Source organism: Methylocystis heyeri, from assembly GCF_004802635.2.
Classification (GTDB): Bacteria; Pseudomonadota; Alphaproteobacteria; order Rhizobiales; family Beijerinckiaceae; genus Methylocystis; species Methylocystis heyeri.
In genome coordinates this window covers 1,362,453-1,386,866 of the sequence record NZ_CP046052.1, presented here as the reverse complement: position 1 = coordinate 1,386,866, position 24,414 = coordinate 1,362,453, and the positions used below count along the sequence as shown (strand labels likewise).

General features: G+C 63.2%; 23 protein-coding genes. 13 read left to right on the top strand and 10 right to left on the bottom strand.

Annotated features, from left to right (window positions below; all coding sequences use genetic code 11):
- Positions 1-2 precede the first annotated feature (2 nt).
- Positions 3-938 carry a diguanylate cyclase gene (locus H2LOC_RS06195; protein ID WP_136495602.1) on the bottom strand — a complete coding sequence of 312 codons (936 nt, stop codon included), beginning with the start codon at positions 936-938 and terminating at the stop codon, positions 3-5.
- Positions 935-4,387, bottom strand: coding sequence for a hybrid sensor histidine kinase/response regulator (locus H2LOC_RS06190; RefSeq protein WP_136495601.1), 3,453 nt, complete (start codon positions 4,385-4,387; stop codon positions 935-937). The genes H2LOC_RS06195 and H2LOC_RS06190 overlap by 4 nt, the downstream gene beginning before the upstream one ends.
- 245 nt (positions 4,388-4,632) lie before the next feature.
- On the opposite strand from H2LOC_RS06190, the gene H2LOC_RS06185 reads away from it, so the two are divergent.
- The gene (locus tag H2LOC_RS06185; RefSeq protein ID WP_162009706.1) at positions 4,633-5,172 is read left to right on the top strand and encodes an SRPBCC family protein; all 540 of its coding nucleotides are present in this window, start codon (positions 4,633-4,635) and stop codon (positions 5,170-5,172) included.
- 109 nt (positions 5,173-5,281) lie between these two features.
- On the opposite strand, the gene H2LOC_RS06180 is transcribed toward H2LOC_RS06185, so the two are convergent.
- The gene (locus H2LOC_RS06180; RefSeq protein ID WP_136495599.1) at positions 5,282-5,881 is read right to left on the bottom strand and encodes a superoxide dismutase; all 600 of its coding nucleotides are present in this window, start codon (positions 5,879-5,881) and stop codon (positions 5,282-5,284) included.
- A 247-nt stretch (positions 5,882-6,128) separates the two neighbouring features.
- Positions 6,129-7,433 carry an endo-1,4-beta-xylanase gene (locus tag H2LOC_RS06175; RefSeq protein ID WP_136495598.1) on the bottom strand — a complete coding sequence of 435 codons (1,305 nt, stop codon included), beginning with the start codon at positions 7,431-7,433 and terminating at the stop codon, positions 6,129-6,131.
- 265 nt (positions 7,434-7,698) lie between these two features.
- Here H2LOC_RS06175 and H2LOC_RS06170 point away from each other — a divergent pair, with 265 nt between their 5' ends.
- Positions 7,699-8,193, top strand: a complete 495-nt coding sequence (locus H2LOC_RS06170) for a hypothetical protein (RefSeq protein ID WP_136495597.1) — start codon at positions 7,699-7,701, stop codon at positions 8,191-8,193.
- A 122-nt stretch (positions 8,194-8,315) separates the two neighbouring features.
- Here the strand turns inward: H2LOC_RS06170 and xth are convergent, their stop codons facing one another.
- Positions 8,316-9,116, bottom strand: coding sequence for an exodeoxyribonuclease III (gene xth / locus H2LOC_RS06165; RefSeq protein WP_136495596.1), 801 nt, complete (start codon positions 9,114-9,116; stop codon positions 8,316-8,318).
- Between the two features lie 17 nt (positions 9,117-9,133).
- On the bottom strand, positions 9,134-10,213 hold the full coding sequence (locus H2LOC_RS06160; protein ID WP_136495595.1) for a YcjF family protein: 1,080 nt from the start codon (positions 10,211-10,213) through the stop codon (positions 9,134-9,136).
- 218 nt (positions 10,214-10,431) lie between these two features.
- Between H2LOC_RS06160 and plsY the strand changes: the two genes are divergently transcribed.
- Together plsY and dprA are read left to right on the top strand one after the other, a co-directional pair.
- Positions 10,432-11,034 carry a glycerol-3-phosphate 1-O-acyltransferase PlsY gene (plsY, locus tag H2LOC_RS06155; protein WP_136495594.1) on the top strand — a complete coding sequence of 201 codons (603 nt, stop codon included), beginning with the start codon at positions 10,432-10,434 and terminating at the stop codon, positions 11,032-11,034.
- The gene (gene dprA / locus H2LOC_RS06150) at positions 11,034-12,332 is read left to right on the top strand and encodes a DNA-processing protein DprA (protein ID WP_136495593.1); all 1,299 of its coding nucleotides are present in this window, start codon (positions 11,034-11,036) and stop codon (positions 12,330-12,332) included. Before plsY ends, dprA begins: the two co-directional genes overlap by 1 nt.
- 28 nt (positions 12,333-12,360) lie before the next feature.
- Here dprA and H2LOC_RS06145 read toward each other — a convergent pair whose 3' ends face one another.
- Positions 12,361-12,612, bottom strand: coding sequence for a hypothetical protein (locus tag H2LOC_RS06145; protein ID WP_136495592.1), 252 nt, complete (start codon positions 12,610-12,612; stop codon positions 12,361-12,363).
- 138 nt (positions 12,613-12,750) lie between these two features.
- Here H2LOC_RS06145 and H2LOC_RS06140 point away from each other — a divergent pair, with 138 nt between their 5' ends.
- The gene (locus H2LOC_RS06140; RefSeq protein WP_136495591.1) at positions 12,751-13,080 is read left to right on the top strand and encodes a hypothetical protein; all 330 of its coding nucleotides are present in this window, start codon (positions 12,751-12,753) and stop codon (positions 13,078-13,080) included.
- Positions 13,081-13,138: 58 nt separating this feature from the next.
- On the opposite strand, the gene ruvX is transcribed toward H2LOC_RS06140, so the two are convergent.
- Complete coding sequence (gene ruvX / locus H2LOC_RS06135; protein WP_136495590.1) at positions 13,139-13,609, bottom strand: Holliday junction resolvase RuvX; 471 nt, start codon at positions 13,607-13,609, stop codon at positions 13,139-13,141.
- A 106-nt stretch (positions 13,610-13,715) separates the two neighbouring features.
- Between ruvX and H2LOC_RS06130 the strand changes: the two genes are divergently transcribed.
- Positions 13,716-14,414 (top strand): metal-dependent hydrolase, encoded by a 699-nt coding sequence (locus tag H2LOC_RS06130; RefSeq protein ID WP_136495589.1) that lies wholly within the window; start codon positions 13,716-13,718, stop codon positions 14,412-14,414.
- Positions 14,415-14,603: 189 nt separating this feature from the next.
- Here H2LOC_RS06130 and H2LOC_RS06125 read toward each other — a convergent pair whose 3' ends face one another.
- On the bottom strand, positions 14,604-16,838 hold the full coding sequence (locus tag H2LOC_RS06125) for a toll/interleukin-1 receptor domain-containing protein (RefSeq protein WP_162009705.1): 2,235 nt from the start codon (positions 16,836-16,838) through the stop codon (positions 14,604-14,606).
- A 178-nt stretch (positions 16,839-17,016) separates the two neighbouring features.
- On the opposite strand from H2LOC_RS06125, the gene gatC reads away from it, so the two are divergent.
- The 5 genes from gatC (at position 17,017) to H2LOC_RS06100 (ending at position 21,948) form a co-directional block, all read left to right on the top strand.
- Positions 17,017-17,304, top strand: coding sequence for an Asp-tRNA(Asn)/Glu-tRNA(Gln) amidotransferase subunit GatC (gatC, locus tag H2LOC_RS06120; RefSeq protein ID WP_136495587.1), 288 nt, complete (start codon positions 17,017-17,019; stop codon positions 17,302-17,304).
- Between the two features lie 45 nt (positions 17,305-17,349).
- Positions 17,350-18,846: an Asp-tRNA(Asn)/Glu-tRNA(Gln) amidotransferase subunit GatA gene (gatA, locus tag H2LOC_RS06115; protein ID WP_136495586.1), complete on the top strand. Its 1,497-nt coding sequence runs from the start codon at positions 17,350-17,352 to the stop codon at positions 18,844-18,846.
- A 5-nt stretch (positions 18,847-18,851) separates the two neighbouring features.
- Complete coding sequence (locus H2LOC_RS06110) at positions 18,852-19,205, top strand: chorismate mutase (RefSeq protein ID WP_136495585.1); 354 nt, start codon at positions 18,852-18,854, stop codon at positions 19,203-19,205.
- Between the two features lie 261 nt (positions 19,206-19,466).
- Positions 19,467-20,939, top strand: a complete 1,473-nt coding sequence (gatB, locus tag H2LOC_RS06105) for an Asp-tRNA(Asn)/Glu-tRNA(Gln) amidotransferase subunit GatB (RefSeq protein WP_136495584.1) — start codon at positions 19,467-19,469, stop codon at positions 20,937-20,939.
- 634 nt (positions 20,940-21,573) lie between these two features.
- Positions 21,574-21,948 (top strand): histone, encoded by a 375-nt coding sequence (locus H2LOC_RS06100; protein ID WP_136495583.1) that lies wholly within the window; start codon positions 21,574-21,576, stop codon positions 21,946-21,948.
- Positions 21,949-22,131: 183 nt separating this feature from the next.
- Here H2LOC_RS06100 and H2LOC_RS21365 read toward each other — a convergent pair whose 3' ends face one another.
- Complete coding sequence (locus H2LOC_RS21365; protein WP_162009704.1) at positions 22,132-22,557, bottom strand: hypothetical protein; 426 nt, start codon at positions 22,555-22,557, stop codon at positions 22,132-22,134.
- A gap of 283 nt (positions 22,558-22,840) precedes the next feature.
- On the opposite strand from H2LOC_RS21365, the gene hemB reads away from it, so the two are divergent.
- Both hemB and H2LOC_RS06090 read left to right on the top strand, forming a co-directional pair.
- The gene (gene hemB / locus H2LOC_RS06095) at positions 22,841-23,875 is read left to right on the top strand and encodes a porphobilinogen synthase (protein WP_136495581.1); all 1,035 of its coding nucleotides are present in this window, start codon (positions 22,841-22,843) and stop codon (positions 23,873-23,875) included.
- A gap of 98 nt (positions 23,876-23,973) precedes the next feature.
- The gene (locus H2LOC_RS06090) at positions 23,974-24,399 is read left to right on the top strand and encodes a DUF1036 domain-containing protein (RefSeq protein WP_136495580.1); all 426 of its coding nucleotides are present in this window, start codon (positions 23,974-23,976) and stop codon (positions 24,397-24,399) included.
- Positions 24,400-24,414 lie beyond the last annotated feature (15 nt).

Genomic DNA, 24,414 nt, shown 5'->3' with positions numbered 1-24,414 from the left:
GATTATTCCAGCCGATTCCTTTCGGCGAGGCACACCTGGTTTCTCCCCGCCGCTTTTGCCGCGTAGAGCGCCTGATCGGCGCGCAAAGTCAGATCAGTACACGAAACATCCTCGCCCGGACTCGCGCTGGCGGCGCCCACGCTGACCGTGACGACGGGCGCGGTCTCCGAAGCGGGATGAGGCAGGCCGAGACGCTCCACCGCGGCGCGGATTTCCTCGGCTCTGGCTTCGGCTCCATCGGAATCGGTTTCGGGCATCAGGCAGATGAATTCCTCGCCGCCGTAGCGCGCGGCTAAATCGTGAGGCCGGCGAAGATGCTTGGTGATGGTGGCGGCGACGCTTTGCAGGCAGGCGTCGCCGCTCTGGTGACCGAGGCGATCATTGTAGAGTTTGAAGTGATCGACATCGATCATCAACACGCCGAGGGAAAAATTGTGGCGCTGGCAGTAGCGCCATTCCAGGGGCATCAGACGGTCGAACTGGCGACGGTTGGCGATCCCCGTCAACCCGTCCATCGACGCCAGATTGCGCAGGAAGTCGCTTTGCGCTTTCAGCGCCAGATGGGTTTTCACCCTCGCGCGCGCGACGGCGAGATTCACCGGCTTGGTGATGAAATCCACGCCGCCGGCTTCCAGTGCCCGCACCTCGTCCTCGACGCCGCCGCGGGCGGTCACGAAAATGACCGGAATCTGGGCGAGTTCCGGAACTTCCTTTAGGCGCCGGCATACCTCGTAGCCGTCCATGCCGGGCATTTCCACGTCCAGCAGCACGAGATCCGGCGGGGTCTTGGCGCAGAAAGCCAGCGCCTGTTCGCCGCTGGTGGCGAAAAAGACTTCGCCGAGCTCCCGGATCGCGTCGTACATAAGCTGGATGTTGATCGGCTGGTCGTCGACGATCAGGATTCGAGGCGTCTTGGTCGGAAACGGGGGCGCGTTCATGCCTCTTCCCCGATTATTTTGCGCAAGGCTGCGCAGGCTCTGGATGCGGCTTCGAGATTCATCTCGGCCACGGCGCTTTCGAGGCTGTCCAGGGCGTCGCCCAAAGCGGCGCCCTGTTCTCGTTTGAGTTCGGCGAGGACGCTGAGCATGCGCAGATTGCCCGCCGCCAACAAGGGCTCGAGCTCGTCGAGACGGGCGAGGAGGGCGGGAGCGTCGAGCGCCGCGACTGCCGGGGTCGGAAGCTCCAGATCAGCGGTGATCTGGTCGAGTTCGACGAGAGCCTTTTCGATTTCGGCGTCGAGTTCGCCCATCACTTCGCCGAGCGGCGAACCCGTCTTCACCCGATCCTCCGCGGCCTGGACGGAAGCCGAAAGGGAAACGGCGCCGAGCGTTCCCGCCAGACCCTTGAGCGTATGCAGTTCGCGGGCGAAATCGGCTCTGACGTTTTCATCCGCCGCCCTTCGCGCTCGCTTGCGGATCGCGGCCTGATCGTAGCGGAAGGACGCAGCAAACCGGAGATAAGCGTCGGTCCGATTCCCTATGCGGAGCAGGGCCTGTGCGAGGTCGAAACCGGAGGAGGCCGCTTTCGCCGGCTCCGGCTCCGAGGAGCTTTCCCGCGCGGCGCTTCCGCGTCCGCACAAGGTCATGACCTTGGCGACCACTTCGCCGAGATCGAGGGGTTTGCCGACGTGATCGTCCATCCCCGCCGCGAGGCAGGCCTCGCGATCGGAGGATAGCGCATTGGCGGTCATGGCCAGGATAGGCAGTCTCGCCCGCCGGTATTCCCGGCGCAGGACGCGCGTGGCCTCGAAGCCGTCCATCTCCGGCATCTGAATGTCCATCAGCACGGCGTCGAAGGGAGGCTCGGCGGTCTGCGCCAGCCTGACGCCGTCGGCGCCGTTGCCGGCGACCGCAATCTCGGCTCCCTGCAATTCGAGCAGTTCGCGCGCCACCTGCTGGTTGGTTGGATTGTCTTCCACCAGCAGCAGCCGCAGACCCGCGAGAGGGCGGTCAGGTCCCGGCAATTGCGCCGGATTGGGCGTCACCAGCTTCCCGTCGGACGCTGTGGATACGGCGTCGACCAGCATCGAATGGGTCAGAGGTTTGGTCAAAAAACCGTCGAAGGGACTGTCGGCCTCGTCGAGGTGTCGGCGCATCACCTGGCGTCCATAGGCGGTGATCAATACGAAGATCGGGGGATCGGCGGGCGGATGGGCCGCCCGGATGCGGCGGGCCAGCTCCCAGCCGCCCATGTCCAAAGTCTTCCAATCCAGGAACACGGCGTCATAGGGGCGATCGTCGGCGCCGCGACGCTCGAAATCGCCTATGACCTCGAGGCCGCAGGAGGCGGTGTCCGCCCGCCAGCCGAGGTCCCGGGCCATTTTGGCCAGCACGCTGCGGGCGGCGTTGTTGTCGCCGACGATCAGCGCGCACAGAGGACCCGGGGTCCGCTGACCCAACTGGGCCAATGTTTGCGGAGCCGAAGCGGGCGCTTCGCCAACGGGCAGATCGATTGTGAAAAAGAAGCGGCTGCCCTCGCCGAGCTTGCTCTCGACCTGCAGGTCGCCGCCCATCAGCTGCACCAGCCTTCGGCTGATGGCGAGGCCGAGTCCCGTGCCGCCGAAGCGGCGGGTGGTCGAGGCCTCGGCTTGGGTAAAGCCCTCGAAGATCGACGCCTGCTTGTCGGGCGCTATGCCTATGCCCGTGTCGCTGACGCTGAACTCCAGCCGGACGGATTTGTCGAAGGCGCCGAGGAGCGCCAGCTTGACGGTGATGGCGCCGACGGAGGTGAACTTGACCGCGTTGCTGGTGAGGTTCAGCAATATCTGTTGCAGGCGAAGCGCGTCGCCGATCAGATCTATCGGGGCCGCGCCGTCGACGTCGAAAAGTATCTCGACGTCCTTGTCGCGAACTTGAATCGAAAGCAGCGCAGACAGGGTATGGAACAGGTTCTGAATGCTGAACGGCGCGCTCTCCAGTTCCATCTTGCCGGCCTCGATCTTGGAGAAATCGAGGATGTCCCTGATAATCCCGAGCAGCGAATTGGCCGCTACTTGCGCCTTTTGGACATAGTCCTTCTGCCGCTTGTCGAGCGGCGTGCGCTCCATCAGCTGCAACAGACCCAGCACGGCGTTCATCGGAGTGCGGATTTCGTGGCTCATGTTGGCGAGAAACTGACTCTTGGCCAGATTGGCCGTCTCGGCCTGTTTTTTGGCCTGGCGCTGGCGCTCCCGGCTTTCCCGGAGCTCCGTTTCGGCCTCCTTGCGCTTGGTGATGTCGCGGGCCGAAGCGTGTAGATAGCGGCGCCCTCCGAATTCGACGCCCTGGGCGTTGATTTCGACGTCGAAAATGGAGCCGTCCTTGCGGCGATGTCTGGTTTCGAAAGTCGCCGGGACAGCCATGAGTTCGATCAGGCCTCTCAGCAGGGGCTCGCGGGGAAACGCGGCGTCCCAGTCGGTCACGTTCAGCCGGGCGACTTCCTCGTCCGTATAGCCCAGCATCTGCGCAAAGGAGTGGCTGAATTCCACGAGATCGCCGTTCTCGTCGAGGATGTGGACGCCGTCCCTAGCCGTGTTCAGCAGGGTTTTCAGGCGGCTGGAGGTTTCCGTCAGCCTTTGCTCGGTTTCATATCTTTCGGTGACGTCGCGGTTGCTCCCGACCACGCGCAGGACCGCGCCCTTATCGTCCCGCTCTACGAAGGCGGCCGCCTGGATATAGCGGATCCGGCCGTCCGGCGGCATAATGCGAAAAACCGGATCAAAGCGCCCGGTTCCGGCGATCTCCGCCCGCAACATGCTCTCCACCATCGCGATATCGTCGCGATGGACGCGGGACTGCCAGAATTCATAAGCCAGCCCGCTCTTCCGCTCCTCTTCGGTGGCGCCGTACATTTCGTACATGCGCTCGTCCCAGAGCAGAGTCCCTCCGGCCACGTCCCATTCCCAAATTCCGATTTCCGCGGCTTTCGTGGCCATTTCCAGCCGGTCGAGCGCGGAGGTCAGCTCGCGCGCCTGCCGTTGCGCCTCCTTGCCGGCTTTCTTGTAGCGCGCGTTGGCGTCTTTGAGCTGGTCGTTGATCGCCAGCAGTTCGGGCAGACTGGGTAAAGCCAGGAGCGCGGGCAGTTTGGGCGCCATGTACAGCGCCGTTGCGAGCGAGATGACGGCCGTAATCGCCTTGACCGCGCCAGACCAAAGGAAAATCGGATACCAGATCGTGACGATATTGAGTGCGTGGGTGACGCCGCAGGCCGCGATGAAAGAAGCGAACAACACGATAATGGCGGAGTTGTCGGCGCTCCGCCTTTTATACTGGTAGGCGAGGATGAGGGCCGGGATGGCGAAGTATGAAAGAACGATGACTGTATCGGACGCCACATGCAGCAATATGAGGGAAGGATCCCAACCAAAGCACAGGCCGTGCGGCAAAAATCGATTTAACGCGAGCTCCAACCCTGTCCTCCATCTATAGCCTCTCGGACGGGCGTGGCGCTCGGCCGATGGATGGGAAGGCGTGCACGCTGCAAATTTACCCGCCTTCCTCTGCCTTCCGGTTAACCGGCGGGAAGAAATGCCCTGTTTTTCACGGACTTGTCCCGAAAATCCGTCGCGGGGCCGAGGCGCGCCTCGCCCGGCTTGCTTTCGACGCGTTCCGGGCTACTCTGAGACGATACAGGGGTCTCGCTGGGAGCATCGCCATGCTGACCTATGTGCTTCTTCTTTTGCTCGGCCTGATCGGCGGCGTGGTCGCCGCCGCCTCCTTGCGTCCCGACAGCTTCAGCATCTCGCGCAATTCGATTATCGACGCGCCGGCGGCCGATGTTTTCGAGTCGATCGGCGATTTTCACAAATGGGAGGAGTGGTCGCCCTGGGCCAAGCTCGACCCCAACGCAAAGCGCATATTTGACGGGGTTCCCGGCGTCGTCGGCTCCAGTTTCGAATGGGCCGGCAATGCTAAGCTGGGCGCGGGCAGGATGACGCTTCTCGAATCCGTGCGCGATGAGATGCTGCGCATGAGGCTCACGCTTAAGCGGCCGATCAAGGCGACGACTCTCGTGACCTTCGCGCTTTCCCCCGAGGGCGCGGGAACCAGGCTGGTCTGGTCCATGTCGGGCAAGCACGATATTTTCGGCAAATTGTTCGCGCTGTTCGTCGATCCGGACAAATTCTGCGGCAAAGACTTCGAACGCGGGCTCGCCAACCTCAAAAAGCTCGTCGAGACGCGGCAGGCGGCGTGACGGCTCGGCGGATGCGGCGCTTTCCGATGGCGCAAGGCCGCCGTTCTATTCTCACAAAAAAATTGGCCGGGACGAGCCCGGCCAAAGCAAATCGCGAGGGTTCGGCGCCTTACTTCGTGGCGGCCTCGAACATCGCCTCGACATGGCTCCAGTTCACGAGATGGTCGAGGAAGGCCTTGAGGTAGTCGGCGCGACGGTTGCGGTAGTCGATGTAGTAGGAGTGCTCCCACACGTCGGCGACGAGGATCGGCTTGGCGCCGAAGATCAGCGGGTTTTCAGCGTTGGCGGTCTTGCGCACCGCGAGCTTGCCGTCCTTGACCTCGAGCCACACCCAGCCGGAGCCGAACTGGCCGAGGCCCTGGGCCTGGAACTCTTCCTTGAACTTGTCGACCGAGCCGAAGGAGTCGATGATCGCCTTCTCGACCTTGCCCGGGATGGCGCCGCCGCCATTGGGCTTCAGCCAATGCCAGTAATGGTGATGGTTGTAGTGCTGCGCCACATTGTTGAAGATCGGCACATTCTTGCCGTGCGAGGCGACGATGATCTCCTCGATCGGCTTGCCCTCGAACTCCGTGCCCTTGATGAGGTTGTTGGCGTTGGTCACATAGGTCGCGTGATGCTTGTCGTGATGATATTCGAAGGATTCCTTCGACAGATACGGCTGCAGCGCGTCATAGGCGTAGGGCAGCGGCTCAAGCGTAAACGACATTATCGCGTCTCCTGAAGTTTCGATCGAAGTGAATTTAGGGCGGGCGCCACACTCATGCTCTTCCTAGTGCGGCGGAGCGTCGCGGGCAATATCGTCTTTCCATGACGCGCTTGCAAATTTCATGCTTGAGCTGGGCGAGCGCCGCTTTGGTTCTCATGGGCGAGGCTATGCTGCGGCGCGGCGGGGTCGAAGCCGCGCTATCATGCGAATTGTCCGAAAGCGGTCGGGCCCGGTCGCGTTTCGCGCGTCATTTTTGGTCGCTTTTGACCGCGAGGGCGGCAGCCAATGCGTCGCGGGCGGCTTTGGGCGAAAGCTCCTGATCATAGATGGCCGGCCTTGGGCATGCCGGTCTAGCGACGCAGCCGGGCCAGCGGCCGAGCGCCGGGAAGGTGGACTCCGGCGTAGCTTCGTCGCGGTACCAGGACAGGCTGTCGGCGAAATCCCAGTTCGTGACCATCGTCACCGCGGGAATCTCGAGCGCGGCCGAGACGAAAGACTGTGTGTAATCCGCGACGAGCTTGTCGCGCGCGGCGGCGTCTTCCAGCGCACAATCATTGACGTCGAGCTCCGTGATATAGACCGCGACGCCGCGGGCCTGGAGATCCTTCAGGAATTTGACGAAGGGTCGCCAATCCGGCTTGTCGCGATCGTTCATCCACTCCGGCTGCAGGTGGCTTTCGAGGCCGACGGCGTCGATCTTGCGTCCCGCAGCTTGCAGGCTGTCGACGAGGGCGAGCATCGCGCCCCGCAGGATTGGACCGTGTTTGTCTGTGTCGCAATTGGCTTCATTGAAGAAAAGCGCCGGTTTCGAGGAACGGCTGTATTTTTCCGCAAGGTTGAAAGCTTGATGAATGTATCCCGGCGCGCCGTCCGGCATCGGATCGAAAGCCTCGAGCCATGTTCCCTGCCGCCAGGCGGGCTTGCCGAACCAGACCTTCCAATAGGCGAAAGGCTCGTTGATGAGGCCGCACCACGGCATCACGCTCTTGCCATATTGGCGGTCGAGCGCCTGGAAGCGGGAAAAAATGCTTTCCAGATTTTTTTCGTACGCTTCCTGCAACTGATCGCGCCAGCCCTTCGGCCGTTCTTTCGCGAGCTTTTCGATCCAGGGCGGAAGCCAATCATTCCAGATCAGCGCGTCGCCACGGACGGAAGCGCCGAGACGCGATGCGAGGCGCACGATGTCGTCGGCTTCGGTCCATGTCGATATCTTTTTCCCATCGGCCTCGCGCTCGAAAGCGATGGATTCGGGATGGAGATTGCCGAATTTCAGTCCGCTTCCTATGGCGATAATATTGGGCCGTTCCATTTTGACCGCTTCGACGACGCTCGTGTCGTAGATCGACTCGCCTTCGAGATGGACGCCCCACGAGACATGAGGGTTGATCGCGCCCAGTGGAACAGCAGGCTGGTTCGAATGGTAAACAGGCGGCGACGGCTCCCGGCAAACGCGCCCTGCATGGGCCTGCGGCGCCAGCGCGGGCGTCAATCCGGCGCCGAGAAGCGCCGAACCAAATTGGCGCCGCGAAAACTCTTTTGGTTTTGCCTGCATCGGAACCGCGCTGTTTCAGGAGCGAAAAGGCTAGAGCGAAAGGATTGCTCGATTATGACCGTAAAGCGCGAGCCGCGGCGCGCTGGGCCTGAAACTGCTCCACGCGCTTGATCTCATGTCGGCTTCGATGGCGCGGCCGTTTCATCGGGGGGCAAAGCGCGCTAGAGAGCGTGAAATGAAATACGGCGGCGCGAGAAGACGCCGTCTGCAGCCGAGTGCAACGGGTCCCGAGCCGGCCCGCGAAACGACAGGAATCCTCATTGCGATGTGGCGAAATATCTCGAGATGGGGCGTCAGCCTCGCAGGCCTCGTTCTGGTCGTCGCCGGCGCGGCGGCCATGTCCAGCGGCTGGGAGACGATTCAGGTCGAGCGCGGTTGGAGTCTTTTCATCAGCGGGGCGATCGCTTTTTCCGGCGGGCTGATCGTCGCCGCTCTTGGCCAGATCCTCGCGCGCCTCGATGAGTTCATCATCGCGTCGAAGGGGCGGGAGGCCCAGGAGACCGCAGCCCCGATCAAGCCGGCGAAAGTCGAAAACGCCCCGCCGCGCGAGCGCGCCGCGCAGGCTTCGGCCGCGCCCCCGCCCGCGCCGAAGTGGCAGGAGCAAGTCCGAAGCGAGCCGGCGGAGGTGGATCGCTACGAGTCCGGCGACATCACCTATGTCATGTATTCGGACGGCGCCGTAGAGGTTCGAACGCCCAACGGCGCGCAGAGATATGCGTCGCTGGCGGAATTGCGCGCCGAGGCGGCTCCGAGGCGTTAGAGCATGTTCTCAAAAAATGCGCAGCGGCTTTTGGAAAAGAACTTGCTTCGTCAATGAGTTCTGTAGCGCGTTCGACTGCGTTCGAACCGAACGCGCTCTAACGCGCATGCATCGAAAACGCTCTACAGGCTGAGTTCGACGGTCACCGGCACATGGTCGGACGGGCGTTCCCAGCCCCTGGCTTCGCGCGCCACTTGCAGGCCCGCCAGCGCGCCGCCGAGCGCCTGGCTCACGAGAACGTGGTCCAGCCTTCGGCCGCGGTCGGAGGCCGCCCAGTCCGACGCGCGATAGCTCCACCAGGTGTAGAGCTTTTCCTGCGGCGGCACGAAGCGGCGCATCGAGTCGATCCATTCGCCCGCCTCGAACATCTTGTTGAGCTTCTCGACCTCGATGGGGGTGTGGCTCACCACCTTCAGCAGGGCCTTGTGGCTCCAGACGTCGTGCTCCAGCGGGGCGATGTTGAGGTCGCCGACGAGAACCGAACGTCCGGCGGCGATGCGCTCGCGTTTGATCCATTCGGTCATCTCGTCGAGAAAACCGAGCTTGTGCGCGAATTTGGGATTTACCGTCTCGTCGGGCTCGTCGCCGCCCGCCGGAACATAGAAATTATGCAGGGAAAGCGGGGCGCCGCCCGCGTCGATCTCCACCGCAACGTGGCGTGCGTGTCCGGCGTCGCAAAAATCCTGCTTGTCGAGCAGGCGGACGGGAAGCTTCGAGGCGATGGCGACGCCGTGATAGCCCTTCTGTCCATTCACCGCGAGATGCTCATAGCCCAGCGCCCGGAGATCGCTCGAAGGGAATTCGGCGTCCCGGCACTTGGTCTCCTGAAGGCAAATGACGTCAGGCGCGTTGGTTTTCAGGAAATGGACGACCAGCGGCATGCGCAGCCGCACGGAGTTTATGTTCCAGGTGGTGATTTTCATGGGGGCTTCTTTGAGACTCAGGCCTTCTTGTCGCCGAACAAGAACGGCGCCACTTCGGCGACGCCGGGCTGTTTCACCGCGCAGAACGGCATGGGACGGCAGACCGCCATCGCGGAAAGTCCGACGCGCGCCGTCAGAAGGCCGTTCAGCACGCCTTCGCCGAGGCGCGCGGAGAGGCGCGCCGCGATGCCGTGTCCGACGAGCTGCTGGAGAAGCGAGTCCCCGATCGCCAGGCCGCCGGTGATGGCGAGATGCGCGCCGACCGAGCGCGCCAGCTTGAAGAAGCCCAGAAGTCCGGGCCGGCCGCCGTAAATTTCGGCGATCCGGCGCATCAGGGCGATGGCTTGTCCGGCGACGAAAATGAGGTCGATCAGGGCGCGGGGGCTGATCGTCGTAACGACCGAAACCCGTTTAGACGCATTCGCGATTTCGCGGCGGGCCAGTTCGTCGAGCGGAAGCACCAGGTTTCTTTCGGCGAGGTCGATGAGATCGCGGCCGTCGATGATCTGCCTGGTGTATTCGATGATGCGGGCGCGGGCCTGACCGGTTTCCGGGCGATCGTCGTAGATCTTGCAGAGTTCCAGTATCTTTTCCCGCGCCGCTTGCGCGTCGTCCGCCGTGCGCGCCGCGGCCAGGGCGATATGAAGCCGCGCGATCTTGTTCTGGCGCATCATGGTGCGGATCTCGCCCGCAAAGAGAGCCAGCGCCGCGGCGCCGAAAGCCAGCGCCAGAACGAGGCCGACGCTTCCCAGAATCGCGGAATGAAGAAACAGGCCCTCGATCAGATTGGTGAGCCACAGTGTGACCGCCAGCGAGGCCAGCCCCGACAGGGCCGACCAGAAAAGGCCGCCCCAGGAGAGGATGAACCTGCGCAGCAGCCCGCTGATCTGGGCTTCTTCGACCGCCTGTTCATCTGATTCCGGGGTCCCTTCGGCGCCCAGAAGCCGATTGGCGAAAACATCCACCTCGGGTTCTATGACCTGAGCGGCGGAGGGGCGCGCGGCCTCTTCGGCCTGTTGCTCCTTTTTCGGCGGCACCACGGTGTCGCCGTCAAGACGAAAGGCTCTGGGCCGCGGTCTGCGGTCGGGTTCTGTCATGCCTGCCTCTGAATCTGCGCCACTCCTTTACCCTTTTCGCGCCGAAAGGGGGAGACCCTCGCATCGAGGTTCAGCCTTTTGCGGGAAAGCCCCGCGCCGACGCCACGCTCTGGTTGCGGCGAGTCAACGGCTCGGCTAGCATCGCGCGAATTCCAGCCGAGGGACGGCGCGCAAGGCGCCATGAAGGTCCCTTCAACCCGGACGCGTCGCCTTCGCTCATGTCCTCACTATCCCCCGTATCCGCCGACATCGCAGCCCTCGCCCTCGGCTATGTGCTGGGATCGATTCCCTTTGGTCTCATTCTTACGCGCCTCGCCGGAGCCGGCGACATCCGATCCATCGGTTCCGGGAATATAGGCGCGACCAATGTGCTGCGCACCGGGCGCAAGGATCTCGCCGCCGCCACTTTGCTGCTCGACGCGCTGAAAGGGACGGCGGCGACGCTGCTCGGCGCATGGCTCTCGCCGCAGGCCGCAATTTTCGCCGGGATCGCAGCCTTCGTCGGCCATATTGCGCCGGTTTGGCTCGGGTTTCGCGGCGGCAAGGGCGTCGCCACCTTCCTCGGCGTACTGTTTGCGCTCTATTGGCCAGCGGGGCTGGTGTTCTGCGCCGTGTGGCTTTCGGCCGCGGCGATATGGCGTTTCTCCTCGCTCTCGGCGCTGCTCGCCTCGGTGGCGGCGCCGGCCTCGTTGTGGGCTTTCGGCCATGGCGACGAGGCTGCGGTGGTGGCGCTGATGACCGCGCTGCTGTGGTGGAAGCATCGGGAAAACCTCTCCCGCCTGCTTTCGGGCCAGGAAAGCCGCATCGGACAGAAATCCTGATGCAGGGCCGGGGGCTGTCCGACGCGGAGCTGGTGGATTGGATTCGCCTGATCCGCAGCGAGAACATCGGCCCCCGCACTTTTCGCCAGTTGATCTATCGGTTCGGCTCCGCCACGGCCGCGCTCGAATCCCTGCCGGGCCTGATTGCGCGTTCTTCGGCTGCGCGCGCGATACGGATCGCGGAGCGCGACGAGGCCTTGCGCGAGATCGACGCCTCGTCCGCAATGGGCGTGCGCTTCATCGCCATGAGCGACCCGCTGTATCCGCCTCGGCTCCGGGCGATCGACAGCGCCCCTCCGATACTCGCGGCGCGGGGCGACCCCGCCTTGTTGCGCAGCTCCTCCGTCGCCGTCGTCGGCTCGCGAAACGCTTCGGCGTCCGGCACGACCATGACCGAAATGCTGGCGCGCGGGCTCGGTCGCGAGAATTATGTCATCGTGTCGGGACTTGCGCGCGGGATCGACGCCGCGGCGCATCGCGCCTCGCTGGAGACGGGCACGATCGCAGTACTCGCCGGCGGACATGCGAAGCCTTATCCGTCGGAGAATCTCCGGCTTCTGGAAGCGATCGTGCAGTCCGGCGGCGTCGCGCTTTCGGAAATGCCTTTGGAGTGGGAGCCGCGGGGACGGGATTTTCCGCGACGCAACCGCATCGTCTCGGGTCTCAGCCTCGGCGTGATCGTGGTCGAGGCCGCGCGCCGCTCCGGCTCGCTGATCACCGCCCGCTTCGCGCTGGACCAGGGGCGCGAAATATTCGCGGTGCCCGGTTCGCCGTTAGATCCGCGCGCCGGCGGAACCAATGATCTGCTCAGGGACGGCGCTACGCTGTGCAGCGACGTGAAGGACGTCGTCGATGGACTGTCCTCCGCCCGCAGGCGGGGGCCGACCCCGGGGGCGGACCTCTTCGGCGAGAGGGCTTCGGTCCTGGAAAGCGAGCCCCTGTTCGAAGAGCTGGACCTTTTCTGGCTTCAGCGCAGGGATGACGAAGCTCCGCATCCGGCCGAAACGCCCGAGCCCGCAGCGACGCCGCCACAGGAAACCACGGCTTCGCCGCTTCGGGCCGAGGCGGCGATCGTTCGTCACGAGGGGGCGGTCGCTGGCGGGGAGGAGCCCGACGCTCGTTCGAAGGTGCTGTCGTTGCTCTCGCCTGCGCCGATACCGCTCGACGAACTCATTCGCGCCGCCGAATTGCCGGCGCGCGAAGTCCAGAGCGTGCTCTGCGATCTCGATCTCGAAGGGCTGCTGGAGCGCCATGGCGGAGCGCTCGTTTCGCTGACTGCCTCGTCCGTCCTGCGATGATCGGGGTTTTTCGCGCCGGCGGCCTTCGTCAGCTCTCGCCGGAAATTCCCTGCCGGCCGTGCTCGCGCACATACATCTGAGCTTCGACGCGGGCGAGATTCAGAAAGTAAGCCAGCATGGGCAGCTTGCCCCGGGCGGCGAGCTGGGCCATCTCCGCGGTCAGGTCGGCGATATACGCCGCGACGGAAAGGCTCTCCGCATCTGTTATGTCGGTTTGCGGCGAGGCGGCTCCGTTGTGTTTTTTGCCGTTGCCCGAGGCCGAATTAGAATTATTGACCATAACGACTCGCTGCCAGCTTAAATTCGTAACGGGCGGAATTGTTTAGGCTATAATGCGATTACTCCTAATGGTTGTCAATATGTTGTTGTTCGCCTTTTTGGTTGTATGCTTCCTGACAGGAAAAGGGGAAAAGACGGGATGAGGGCTTTCGCGAGATCCGCGCTTCTTGCCGCTATGGTCGCTGTCGGCTTTTCCCAGGGTGCGGCCGCCTGGGTCGGCCCCGGTCAGGAGGCGACGCCTTCCGCGATGGAAGAGGCCGGCTTTACGCTGGCGTCCGCCCGAAATTGCCAGGATTATCCTCGCCACCGCCGCCGTCCTCGCGCTGCATGCGCAACGCAGCCGAGGCTGCGCTACAATTACTACTATCCCGGTTATTACTGGGATGGAAACGTCTACCAAGGTTGGCAATATCCTTATTACGGCTATCCCAACTGCGGCTATCCCTTCGAAAGAGGCTGCGGCTGGTGACGTCGTCCGTCAAGTCGAAATCGCGCGCAGACACAATGGAGACAACATCCTGCCGCGGCTAGATTCTAGCCAGCCGATCGAGCGCGCCCTGTAATATGTAAGCCGCCGCCATGCGATCGACGACTTCCGCACGCTTGGCCCGGGAGGCGTCCTGGGCGATCAATTCGCGCGTGACGGCCGCGGTCGAGAGCCTTTCGTCCCAATAGACATGAGGCAACTCGGTCATCCGGGCGAGGTTGCGCATGAAGGCGCGCGTCGCCTGAACGCGGGGGCCGTCCGAGCCGTCCATATTCAACGGCAGGCCGACGACGAAGGCGCAGATCTCGAAATCCCGGGCGCGTTTCAACAGGTCTTCGGCATCGGCTGAAAATTTCACGCGCCGGATCGTGTCCAGCGGCGAAGCCAAGCGGCGCTCGACGTCCGAAAGCGCGAGTCCGATGGTTTTCGTGCCGAGGTCCAGCCCCATGAGCCGGCCTTTTGCGGGAAGCGCTTCCGCGAGTTCCTCGAGCGTCTTTGGTCCCTTGGTCATGGCCGAAGTGCTATCACGCTTTTGCGCAGATTCCACGCAAACCCGGCGCTGATTTTGCGTTATCATGCGACAGGCGGCGAGAGCCCGCGCGGGAGACGAAGAGGTCATGAAGATTGTTTGGCTCGGCCATTCGGCGTTTCGGCTCGAGATCGGATCGAGCGTCATCCTGACCGACCCCTTTCTCACCGGAAATTCGAAATTCACCGGAGATTTCGAGGAAGCCATTCGCGGCGCGACCCATATTCTGCTCACCCACGGCCATGACGACCATGTGGGCGACGCATTGCGGATCGCGCGCGAGACCGGCGCCGAGATCGTCGGCAATTTCGAGATCTGCAGCTTCCTGGAAGAGCAGGGGGCGCAAAACACCAATCCCGGCAATACCGGCGGGCGCATTCCCTGCGGCGAATTTTCCGTAAGCCTCACCGATGCGCGGCATTCCGCCAGCACCATGATCGACGGCGCGCCGATCTATCTCGGCCCCGCCAATGGGCTGATCGTCGAAAGTCCTGGCGAGCCGACGCTGTATCACATGGGCGACACCGGCGTGTTCGGCGACATGGCGTTGATCGCCGAGCTCTACGCGCCGCGCATCGGCATCGTTCCGGTCGGCGGCCGCTTCACCATGGACGGGCCGCAGGCCGCGTTCGCCGTGCGCAAATTCTTCAGTTTCGACACAGTGATCCCGTGTCACTACGGCACCTTCGACGCTATCGCGCCCGATCCTTCCGCCTTCGTCGCCGCCATGAAAGGGGTGAATACAAAGGTGTGGGCCGGGGGCATCGGCGAGGCGCTGGAGATATAGTGGCGGGGCGGGAAAGCGATCCGCCATGCGCGGAATTTGCATGGCCACTGCGCCAATTGTTGCGCGCTCCGCCCGCCATAAGAGGGAACGTCATCGCGAGGAGCGCAGCGACGCGGCGATCCAGAGGGATTGGCGCGGCCCCTGGATCGCTTCCCGCTTCGCTTCGCTCGCGGTCGCGATGACATCGCTCTAAATCAAGAATTTCGACAATTCTTCAATCGCCTTACCGACGGCTTGGAACAGCGCCGCGCCTTGCTCTGTTGCGAGGATCGAGGCGGTCGAGCCCAAGATATTATAGAGGGCGACAAGAAAACCGAGAGTGCCGAGCACGTAACGGCGCTTAAGGGTCACATGGCGCGAGCCAGGATCGGACGCTGCGATGTCTGGTGGCAACGGCGCGATGTCCTTGGCGAATTGAGCGGAATTCTCCGTGATTTTGCCGATGTTCTGGGTTGCGAGCCCGACTTGAACCATCTCCTGCATTTTTTCGGAGACCTCCGCGATTGGCTGAATCAGAGCATCGCCAGTGGCTTCGGTTTCGTCAATTGGGATATCGGCGAACTTCTCTTCGTTTTTGAGCGGAAAGTGGGTGACGAGCAGGCCATGATTTTCCAAGAACGACTCGAAGAGATCGGCGTTGCCGACGCCCAGAAGCTCTGGTTCTGTGGCTTTGATGGATTCGATTTCCTTCTCCAGCGCGGAAGCGAGCGCCTTTAATATGCCGATAATCGGTTGCAAGCCTCGCTCTTGCAGCTCCTCGTCGTAGGAGCGCAGCGCCGAATCCAGTATTTTCGGAGCGTTGGGCGGCAATGCGCGGCGTATCGTCTTGATCAGCGTGCGCTGGATATAGGGAAGTTCGACCAAGTCCTGATCGACAAACGGCTTGTCGAAAACCTTGTTCGGGCCTGCATCCAGCTGGTTCGTGTCATTGAGAGCTGGTTGCGGGCTCGCGGTTTCGGCGAGTTCAGCCCGGATTTGCGTGACGTCTCTTTTCGCCGGCTTGGGCGCGATGGCCTCGAGGATTGCCACCCCGCGCTGTTCCTTCGACAATCCGACGAGCGATTTATAGACGATTTGCCGCGCGAGCGGGTTGAGGGCTGTCGGGCGCAGAAGAAGTGGAATGAGCTTGCGCTGCCTGCCTGAAGGATCGCTGTTGTAGGCGGCGGACCATTCCGCCTGACAATGGTCGGATTTTTCGTAGTTGGGCGAATAGAGCGCGATTACCCGGCCTGAATCATCCAGTCCCGCCTGCATTTCACGAACGAAATTGTTGCCGGTAGCCATGTCTTTGAACTGCGCGAATGTCGAATAGCCGGCCTGCTCGATCACGGCGGCGACCTCGCGGGCGTCGGCCTCGTCATGCGTGCTGTAGCTGATGAAGAAATCCCAAGAGGCAGCGGGCTGCTGCGACAGCGCCTCCTTTTGCAGCTCCTCCAGCCGATCCCTGATCCATCGGTTCGCCGCTGCCGGGCCCTTGGCGCGTTCGGATTCAGGGACGGTGGCGAAGACGAGTTCGACTTCTTCGGGGTCCGAAACGCCTGCGAGGCGGCGGTCATACCAATCGAACCAGACTTGCCAGTCGTTTTGGGGAGGTAACGCAAAGCGCAGCGAAACTCTCAAGTCGCGCGCCCAAGGAGGCTCGCCATCGGGCCAGAGCGGTTTCGAAGCGAGAGCTTTCGGGGCGCTACCCGAGGCGAAATATGAAAGGTCGCCTGCGACCGACGCCCAGATCAGCTTCGCTGCGTCGTCGCGAGCGGCCACCACTGCTTCGGCAAAGAAAGTCTGGGTTGAGGCTGCGGCGGCATTTGCGGCTGCGAATGTAGCGTATTCAATTGACGCTGCGCAGAATCCAGCCCAACCGGTAAAGATGTCCGGAGCGGGAACGTAAAGCGCCGAGCGAGCGGCAGAAACCGTGCAGTCTCGGACATTGACGCCGACGGGATTGGTGAAACCGGGCAATGAGAGTGAATCGCGGATGATGGATTCCGCGGAATCTCGAAGCTCATTGGCGCGATTGGGGTATTGCGTCGCGGCTCTGACGACGGCCGCTAGAGAAAATGTCACGAACATCAGCGTCGACAAGTCGCCTAGCGGAAACACCTTGTGCATCCGGTAAGCATCGGCAAGGCAAGCGACGCGCAACGCCGCCCGCGCGGCAATTGCCGCGGCAACTCTCTGCCCCTGCTCGGGCGGCAGGCTTTTGAGCCATTCTTCCAGTTCTTTTCGGCTCGAAATCTTCAGCTCGCCGCCTTCTGCTTCCCCGGCCAAAAAAAGCCCCCTCTGACTGAAAACTGTGCCGCGAGGGTAGAGGGTTTGGCTCGTCCAGCCAAGGCGGGGCAGGGCTGGGCGCTTAGGCGAAGGGCGCTTACCCTCCCATCGAGGGGGAGGGTCGCCGCGAAGCGGCGGGGTGGGGTGGTTTTCCACCCAAACTCGCGCCTTTTGCCCCCACCCGACCGCCTTCGGCGGTCGACCTCCTCGCGTCGGGGGAGGTAGGGCGCTCCACATCAAAAGTTCCTCCCCGACAAGCTCGCCCTCCTGCCGCATTGCGCCGCGAAAGCGCCGGATGCTATAGCCCCAGCAAGAAGAAACAACGGAGAGCAAAATGTCGGTCGATTCAGCGGTAGTTCGCCGTATCGCGCATCTTTCCCGTATTGCGGTCGAGGACGCCGAGGTCGAGCGTCTGCAGGGCGAGCTCAACGCCATTCTCGCCTTCGTCGAGGAACTCAGCGAGGTCGACGTCTCCGGGGTCGAGCCGCTCACCTCCGTCCTGCCCATGAAGATGAAAAAGCGCAGCGACGTCGTGACCGACGGCGGCATCGCCGACGACGTCCTCGCCAACGCGCCGGAGCGCGAAGATCATTTTTTCGTCGTGCCCAAGGTGATCGAGTAAGCTCCAGCCCCTTCAGCCGACGCCGCGAAGCATCGAGTAACCATAATGACCGAGCCCACGCATCTCACATTAAGTCAGGCGCGCGACGCGCTGAAAGCCAAGACGCTGTCGGCGACCGAGCTGACGAAGGCCCATGTCGACGCCATCGAGCGCGCCGGCGCGCTGAACTGCTTCATCACCAAGACGCCCGAACTCGCGCTTCAATCCGCCAGGGACAGCGACGCGCGCATCGCGAAGGGCGAAGCGCGGCCGCTGGAAGGCCTGCCGCTCGGCATCAAGGACCTTTATTGCACCAAGGGCGTGCGCACGACCGCGGCCAGCCGGATCCTCGACGATTTCACGCCGCCCTATGAATCGACCGTCAGCGCAAATCTGTGGCGCGACGGCGCCCTGATGCTGGGCAAGCTCAACCTCGACGAATTCGCGATGGGCTCGTCCAACGAGACCAGCGCCTTCGGCCCGGTGATCTCGCCCTGGCGCCGCAAAGACGCGAGCGGCGGTTTCGATACCGCCAGGATCGTGCCCGGCGGCTCCTCCGGCGGCTCTTCCGCCGCGGTGGCCGCGCATCTGTGCCTCGGCGCCACCGCCACGGACACCGGCGGCTCCATTCGCCAGCCGGCGGCCTTCACCGGGACCGTCGGCGTCAAGCCGACCTATGGCCGCTGCTCGCGCTGGGGAATCGTCGCCTTCGCGTCCTCGCTGGATCAGGCCGGTCCGATCACCCGCACCGTGCGTGACGCCGCGATCATGCTGCGCTCGATGGCCGGCCACGATCCCAAGGACACCACCAGCGTCGACGCGCCGGTTCCGGATTACGAGGCCTCGATCGGCGCCTCGGTGAAGGGCAAGCGGATCGGCATTCCGAAGGAATACCGGCTGGACGGACTTTCGCCCGAGATCGCGGCGCTGTGGGATCAGGGCGTCGCCTGGCTGAAGGACGCCGGCGCGGAGATCGTCGAGATTTCGCTGCCGCATACGCGCACTGCGCTGCCGGCCTATTACATCATCGCGCCGGCGGAAGCCTCTTCCAACCTCGCCCGTTACGACGGCGTGCGTTACGGCCTGCGTGAGAAAGGCCGCGACATCACCGACATGTACGAGAAAACCCGCGCCAGGGGTTTCGGCGCCGAAGTGCGCCGGCGCGTCATGATCGGCACCTATGTGCTTTCGGCGGGCTATTACGACGCCTATTATGTGCGCGCGCAGAAAATCCGCAGCCTGATCAAGCGCGATTTCGATATCGCCTTCGCCGCCGGCGTCGACGCCGTGCTGACGCCGGCCACGCCGTCGCCCGCCTTCGCGATCGGCGAAAAGGGTTCCGCCGATCCGGTGGAGATGTATCTCAACGACGTGTTTACGGTGACGGTCAACATGGCCGGGCTTCCGGGCCTCGCTCTGCCGGCGGGCCTTTCGGGCAATGGCCTGCCGCTCGCCTTGCAATTGATCGGACGCCCATTCGACGAGGAAACGCTGTTCTCGCTGGCTTCCGCGATAGAACAGGCGGCGCCGAAGATCCAATCTCCTGCGCCGTGGTGGGGATGATCTCCATGAACAAGGCCCCAGACGCGCGGGAAATGTCGCCGCAGGAAGAAATGGCCGATGTGCGCAGGACCATCGACGGTCTCGACGATGAGATTGTGGCGCTGTTCGCCAAGCGGCAGCGGCAGATCGAACGGGCGGCGCGCGTAAAGCCGCTGCTCGGCGTGCCGGCGCTGGTTCAGGAGCGGGTCGACGAGGTCATCGCGCGCGTGCTGGGCGCGGCGCGGCGGGAGGGCCTTTCCATGGAGCTCGCCCTGAAACTCTGGAGCGCCGCCATCGAGTGGTCGATCCAATATGAAGAGAAGCTCATGGGGGACAAAGCGCCGCGGTCGCGGGACGAGTCCGCGGAGGACGGCGGCTAGATCAGGCCGCGTTCAGGCTGGTTCGTTGGGGCGCGGATAGGCGTTCGGCTCCGGATGGGAAGGCGGCATTCGGTCCGCGGCGCGCAGGCGGTCGCGAAGCGCGCGTCGCGCCGTCGCCGCCATCGCAGGGCGCCGCGGCCGCAACCTCGCGTATTTTGAACGCCGAGGATCGCCACGCCGCCGCAGGCGCCGCTTTCGGCAATCCAGGCTTTTGGTCTATATCTTGCGCCAATCTTTGCGGCGTCGATCGAGGAACCCCCCATGACTGCTACACCGGCCACTCCTTCCAAGCTCATCAAGGGCGCGACTGGCGATTGGGAAGTCATCATCGGCATGGAGATACATGCCCAGGTGACCAGCAGGGCCAAGCTGTTTTCAGGCGCGAGCGCCGAATACGGCGGCGAACCCAACGACCATGTCTCTCTGGTCGACGCGGCCATGCCCGGCATGTTGCCCGTCATAAACGAGGAATGCGTGGCGCAGGCGATCCGGACCGGGCTCGGCCTGGAGGCGAAGATCAATCTGCGTTCGGTGTTCGACCGCAAGAACTATTTCTATCCCGATCTGCCCCAGGGCTATCAGATCTCGCAGTTCAAACATCCGATCGTGGGCGAAGGCGAGGTGATCGTCGACGTCTCTCCGACCGAGCGCATCAATGTCGGCATCGAGAGGCTGCATCTCGAACAGGACGCGGGCAAGTCTCTCCACGAGCTGTCGGCGACGGAGAGCCATGTCGACCTCAACCGCTCAGGCGTCGCTTTGATGGAGATCGTCTCCAAGCCAGACATGCGCTCGGCGGAAGAAGCGCGGGCCTATGTCTCAAAGTTGCGGACAATCCTGCGCTATATCGGTTCCTGCGACGGCAATATGGAGCAGGGCTCGTTGCGGGCGGACGTCAATGTCTCCGTTCGCCGGCCCGGCGAGCCGCTCGGCACGCGCTGCGAGATCAAGAACGTCAATTCGATCCGCTTCATCGGACAGGCCGTCGACGTCGAGGCGCGTCGCCAGATCGCGATACTGGAGGACGGCGGCGCCATCGACCAGGAAACGCGCCTGTTCGATCCGGGCAAAGGCGAAACCCGCTCGATGCGCTCGAAGGAAGAAGCGCATGATTATCGCTATTTCCCCGATCCCGATCTGCTGCCGCTGGAGTTCGATCAGGCCTATGTCGACGCGCTCTCGCGCGAGTTGCCGGAGCTCCCCGACGCCAAGCGCGCGCGCTTCATCGAGCAGTACGGCCTGCCTCCCTACGACGCCGGCGTGCTGGTGATGGAGCGGGCGAGCGCCGACTATTTCGAGGAGGCGGCCAAAGGGCGCGACGCGAAGCTCGTGGCGAACTGGGTGATCAACGAATTGTTCGGACGCCTCAACAAGGAAGGGCTGGACGTGAACCGTTCGCCCGTTTCCGCGCAGGCGCTCGGCGCGATCGTCGACCTCATCTCGAAGACAGTCATTTCGGGCAAGATCGCAAAAGATCTGTTCGAGATCGTTTGGACCGAGGGGGGCGATCCCGAACAGATCGTCGAAGCGCGGGGCATGAAGCAGGTCACCGACACCGGAGCGATCGAAGCTGCGGTGGACGCCGTCATCGCCGCCAACCCCGACAAGGTGGAGCAGGCTCTGGCGAAGCCCACGATGCTCGGCTGGTTCGTCGGACAGGTGATGAAGACCACCGGCGGCAAGGCCAATCCGCAGGCCGTCAACGACCTTCTCAAGAAGAAGCTCGGCATCTGATCCCGACGCGTTGCGCGCCGCAAGACGAATCAGTTTTGCGGCGCGCTGCGCGATTTTTGTTTTTGCAGCATGTCCGACACGCCGAATTTCGACCTTTCGGAAGCATCCTCCATAATTTTTTTTGATTGCGGCGAGAGCGCCACACCGGCGCCGTTCGTCTCTTTTTTCAGTCGCCGCCAAGCGTCTCGACCGCGGCTCGAACGCCTCGCGCGCGCCGCCTTCGATCAAGCAAAATCGATACGCCGAGAACACTATGCGCATGCGCGGCGACGTTGCGCGCTTGTCGGCGTAGCCGAAGAAAATCAATGTATTGAAATTCGAATTGCAGATGTCGAAGCGTCGCGGGCAAGCTTGGCGGGTCCGTGTTTGCCGGTTCGGCTTCGCCTTGTCTCGATGCGTTCGCGAGGTCTTTGAAGATGTCGTCGGAGCATCTGCTGATCGTTCGATCGAACAAAGGCGCGCATGCGCGTCGCGCTCGTAACGCGTCGTAACGCGCTTCATTGGTCGCAAAGATATTCGCCGGCGGAGTGAATTCGTGCGGCGCCTCTTGAACGCACAATTAACCACGTTACGCTATCGCAACCTGTTGTCGGCTGAACGATACTCCGACAATACGGGACCAAGGGGACCAAAGATGGCGAAAGCAACAACCAAGCGTAAGCCGGCCAAGAAGGCCGCAGCGAAGAAGGGTGCGCGTAAGACCGCGACCAAGAAGTCCGCGACGAAAAAAGCTGCGTCGAAAAAAGCTGCGACCAGAAAGTCCGCCGCCAAGAAGACGACGCGCAAAGCGGCTACCCGCAAGACCGCGACGAAGAAGGTCGCCCGCAAGACGGCTGCGCGCAAGACCGCGGTGAAGAAGAGGGGCGCGACCAAGAAGGTCGCCACGAAGAAGACCGCCAGAAAGACTGCCGTGAAGAAGACCACGCGCAAGGCGGCCGTCAAGAAGCGCGCCGCGCCGCGTAAGCCGAAAGTCGTTCCGCCGGCCCCGGTCACTTCCGAGACCGATTGAAGGCGGCTACGCGACTTCGGGGCGTCTTCGCTTTCGCGCCGCCACGACGTTCTGATTAAGCAATCACCCGACACTGCTTGCAAAGCGCGGTTCGGGTGATTTTCGTTTGGAGCGCATTGCGCAAAGGCTGGCGGCGCCCCTGCGATGGCCGCGCGCGCTGCAGCGCGACAAACCGGCGCGATTTCAGCGGGTGAGGCACTTTGCCGCGAAGTTTCGCCACATCGGCAGAGCGCCGGGAGTCTGCGTCTTCATGCGCGCCCATTCTTCCGCACATTCTCGCATCCGCTCACGAGAGGCCTGAGGCAGCATCGGCGGCGGCGACGACGTATCGGGCGGCGGCAGCGGCGCAAGCGTCGGCCTTTTCGGCGAAGCTCCTTCCGGAGACGGCTCGCCGGCGGGGCGCTGCGGAGGGGATTGCGGCGGCGGAACCTGCTTCTTTTGTTGTTGCGGCGCCCTGGTCTTGGCCGTCCTTTTGATCGAGCGGCTCTTTACGTCCGATTTTTTGCCGGCGGCGGGAGCCGCTTCGCCGTGGGCGACGGCCGGGACTCCCGAAGAGAACGACGACAGCCCGAGGGCGAAGCCGAACGCGCAGAGGCAAAGCAATCTCAACGGCGTTGAAAGCGCTTTCCTTCGGCGCGAAGAGAGCGTGAAATCTCGCGGCTTGTTTGGGTCAGGATCGATTGTCACGCCAATGGGGGTCCGCGTCGCTGTGTGGTGGCCGCTGCAGCAAAAGGCGTCTCGCATTCAGGGCGGCCGCAGGGCCGCCGGGTCCATAAAGCATACAGGACAGGTTGATCGCAACAGGTTCGCTTTTACCTGAAAACAGCGCGTGATAGAGCGGTCGTCGAGGGCCGCGGGAGCGGCCGGCGAGCAAACGGCGCGGGAGGGGTTCATGAGCGAGCAGGCAGCGAAGGGGCAAGGCGCGGGTCGGCTGAATCTGCTGCATCGCCCGCGCCGCAATCGGCGCAGTGAATGGGCGCGTCGGCTGGTGCGCGAGCACAGGCTGGATGTTTCCGACCTCATCTGGCCGCTGTTCCTCATCGAAGGAAGCGGACTGCAGGAGCCGGTCCCGTCGATGCCGGGGGTGTTCCGCTACTCGGTGGATCTCGCCGTCGAAGCCGTCGCTCAGGCCGCCGCGCTCGGAATCCCGGCCGTCGCTCTCTTTCCCAACATAGACCCCGCATTGCGCGACGAGCGCGCCAGCCAGGCGCATCATCCGGAGAATCTGGTCTGCGCCGCCTGCCGCGCGATAAAGGCCGATGTGCCGGAGATCGGCGTCATCACGGATGTCGCGCTCGATCCCTATACCAGCCACGGCCATGACGGCCTGCTCGAAGGCGACGAGATCGTCAACGACGCCACTGTCGCCGTCCTTGTCGCCCAGGCGCTCAATCAGGCGCGCGCCGGCGCGGACATCATCGCGCCCTCGGACATGATGGACGGCCGCATCGGCGCCATAAGGGCCGCGCTCGACGCCGAAGGGTTCGAGCAGGTTCAGATCATGGCTTACGCCGCAAAATACGCCTCGGCTTTTTACGGACCTTTCCGCGACGCCATCGGCACCAAGAAAACCTTGCGGGGAGACAAGCGCAGCTATCAGATGGACCCCGCCAACACCAATGAAGCCCTGCGGGAGGTCGCCCTGGATCTGGAGCAGGGAGCCGACATGGTGATGGTGAAGCCGGGGATGCCTTATCTCGACATCGTTCGGCGCGTGGCGGACGAATTCGGCGCGCCGACTTTCGCCTATCAGGTTTCCGGCGAATACGCGATGATCATGGCCGCGGCGCAGAACGGCTGGCTCGACGGCGACCGGGCCATGATGGAGAGCCTGCTGGCGTTCAAGCGCGCGGGAGCAAAGGGCGTCCTGACCTATTTCGCGCCGCGCGCGGCGGAGATGCTGAACCGAAAGATCGAGCTCCTGTGACCCTGGTTTTCCGAGAGGCTCTCTCCCCGGGCTGGACAAAGCCGCGCGCTCGTGGTTTGGCTAAAGCTCGCTCTCCTGCTCGTAAACGCCTGCGCGCCATGATTCGTCGTGTCCTCCCGCTTGTCATGATTTCGTGCTTCTCTTGCGGCGTAACCCCGGCGCAGGCCGATTTTCGGCTGTGCAACAACACCGCAGGCAGGGTCAGCGTCGCCATCGCCTATACCGACGGCCACAGCTGGCTGTCCGAAGGGTGGTGGAACCTCCGTCCCTCGGCGTGCGAAACCTTGTTGAGAGGCCCTTTGGCGGCTCAATATTATTATGTATACGCGATGGACGAACGCGGGGGCGAGTGGAAGGGCAAGTCCTTCATGTGCACCCGCGACCGCGAGTTCAGGATAGACGGGCGCGAAGACTGCTTTGCGCGCGGCTTCGACAGGACAGGCTTCTTCGAGATCGACACCGGTCGAGACGCCAGAAACTGGACGGTCCAGTTGACCGATCCATCGGGGTCCGCCGCGCAATAGGCAATGCCGCGGGCG

Bases quoted from the DNA above. Each gene is read 5' to 3' on its own strand.
- H2LOC_RS06195 (WP_136495602.1), bottom strand. From the start codon at position 938: ATGAACGCGCCCCCGTTTCCGACCAAGACGCCTCGAATCCTGATCGTC.
- H2LOC_RS06145 (WP_136495592.1), bottom strand. From the start codon at position 12,612: ATGGTCAATAATTCTAATTCGGCCTCGGGCAACGGCAAAAAACACAAC.
- plsY (WP_136495594.1), top strand. From the start codon at position 10,432: ATGTCCTCACTATCCCCCGTATCCGCCGACATCGCAGCCCTCGCCCTC.
- H2LOC_RS06140 (WP_136495591.1), top strand. From the start codon at position 12,751: ATGAGGGCTTTCGCGAGATCCGCGCTTCTTGCCGCTATGGTCGCTGTC.
- H2LOC_RS06130 (WP_136495589.1), top strand. From the start codon at position 13,716: ATGAAGATTGTTTGGCTCGGCCATTCGGCGTTTCGGCTCGAGATCGGA.
- H2LOC_RS06110 (WP_136495585.1), top strand. From the start codon at position 18,852: ATGAACAAGGCCCCAGACGCGCGGGAAATGTCGCCGCAGGAAGAAATG.
- hemB (WP_136495581.1), top strand. From the start codon at position 22,841: ATGAGCGAGCAGGCAGCGAAGGGGCAAGGCGCGGGTCGGCTGAATCTG.
- H2LOC_RS06185 (WP_162009706.1), top strand. From the start codon at position 4,633: ATGCTGACCTATGTGCTTCTTCTTTTGCTCGGCCTGATCGGCGGCGTG.
- gatC (WP_136495587.1), top strand. From the start codon at position 17,017: ATGTCGGTCGATTCAGCGGTAGTTCGCCGTATCGCGCATCTTTCCCGT.
- gatA (WP_136495586.1), top strand. From the start codon at position 17,350: ATGACCGAGCCCACGCATCTCACATTAAGTCAGGCGCGCGACGCGCTG.
- H2LOC_RS06175 (WP_136495598.1), bottom strand. From the start codon at position 7,433: ATGCAGGCAAAACCAAAAGAGTTTTCGCGGCGCCAATTTGGTTCGGCG.
- H2LOC_RS06160 (WP_136495595.1), bottom strand. From the start codon at position 10,213: ATGACAGAACCCGACCGCAGACCGCGGCCCAGAGCCTTTCGTCTTGAC.
- gatB (WP_136495584.1), top strand. From the start codon at position 19,467: ATGACTGCTACACCGGCCACTCCTTCCAAGCTCATCAAGGGCGCGACT.
- ruvX (WP_136495590.1), bottom strand. From the start codon at position 13,609: ATGACCAAGGGACCAAAGACGCTCGAGGAACTCGCGGAAGCGCTTCCC.
- H2LOC_RS06090 (WP_136495580.1), top strand. From the start codon at position 23,974: ATGATTCGTCGTGTCCTCCCGCTTGTCATGATTTCGTGCTTCTCTTGC.
- H2LOC_RS06170 (WP_136495597.1), top strand. From the start codon at position 7,699: ATGTGGCGAAATATCTCGAGATGGGGCGTCAGCCTCGCAGGCCTCGTT.
- H2LOC_RS06100 (WP_136495583.1), top strand. From the start codon at position 21,574: ATGGCGAAAGCAACAACCAAGCGTAAGCCGGCCAAGAAGGCCGCAGCG.
- dprA (WP_136495593.1), top strand. From the start codon at position 11,034: ATGCAGGGCCGGGGGCTGTCCGACGCGGAGCTGGTGGATTGGATTCGC.
- H2LOC_RS06180 (WP_136495599.1), bottom strand. From the start codon at position 5,881: ATGTCGTTTACGCTTGAGCCGCTGCCCTACGCCTATGACGCGCTGCAG.
- xth (WP_136495596.1), bottom strand. From the start codon at position 9,116: ATGAAAATCACCACCTGGAACATAAACTCCGTGCGGCTGCGCATGCCG.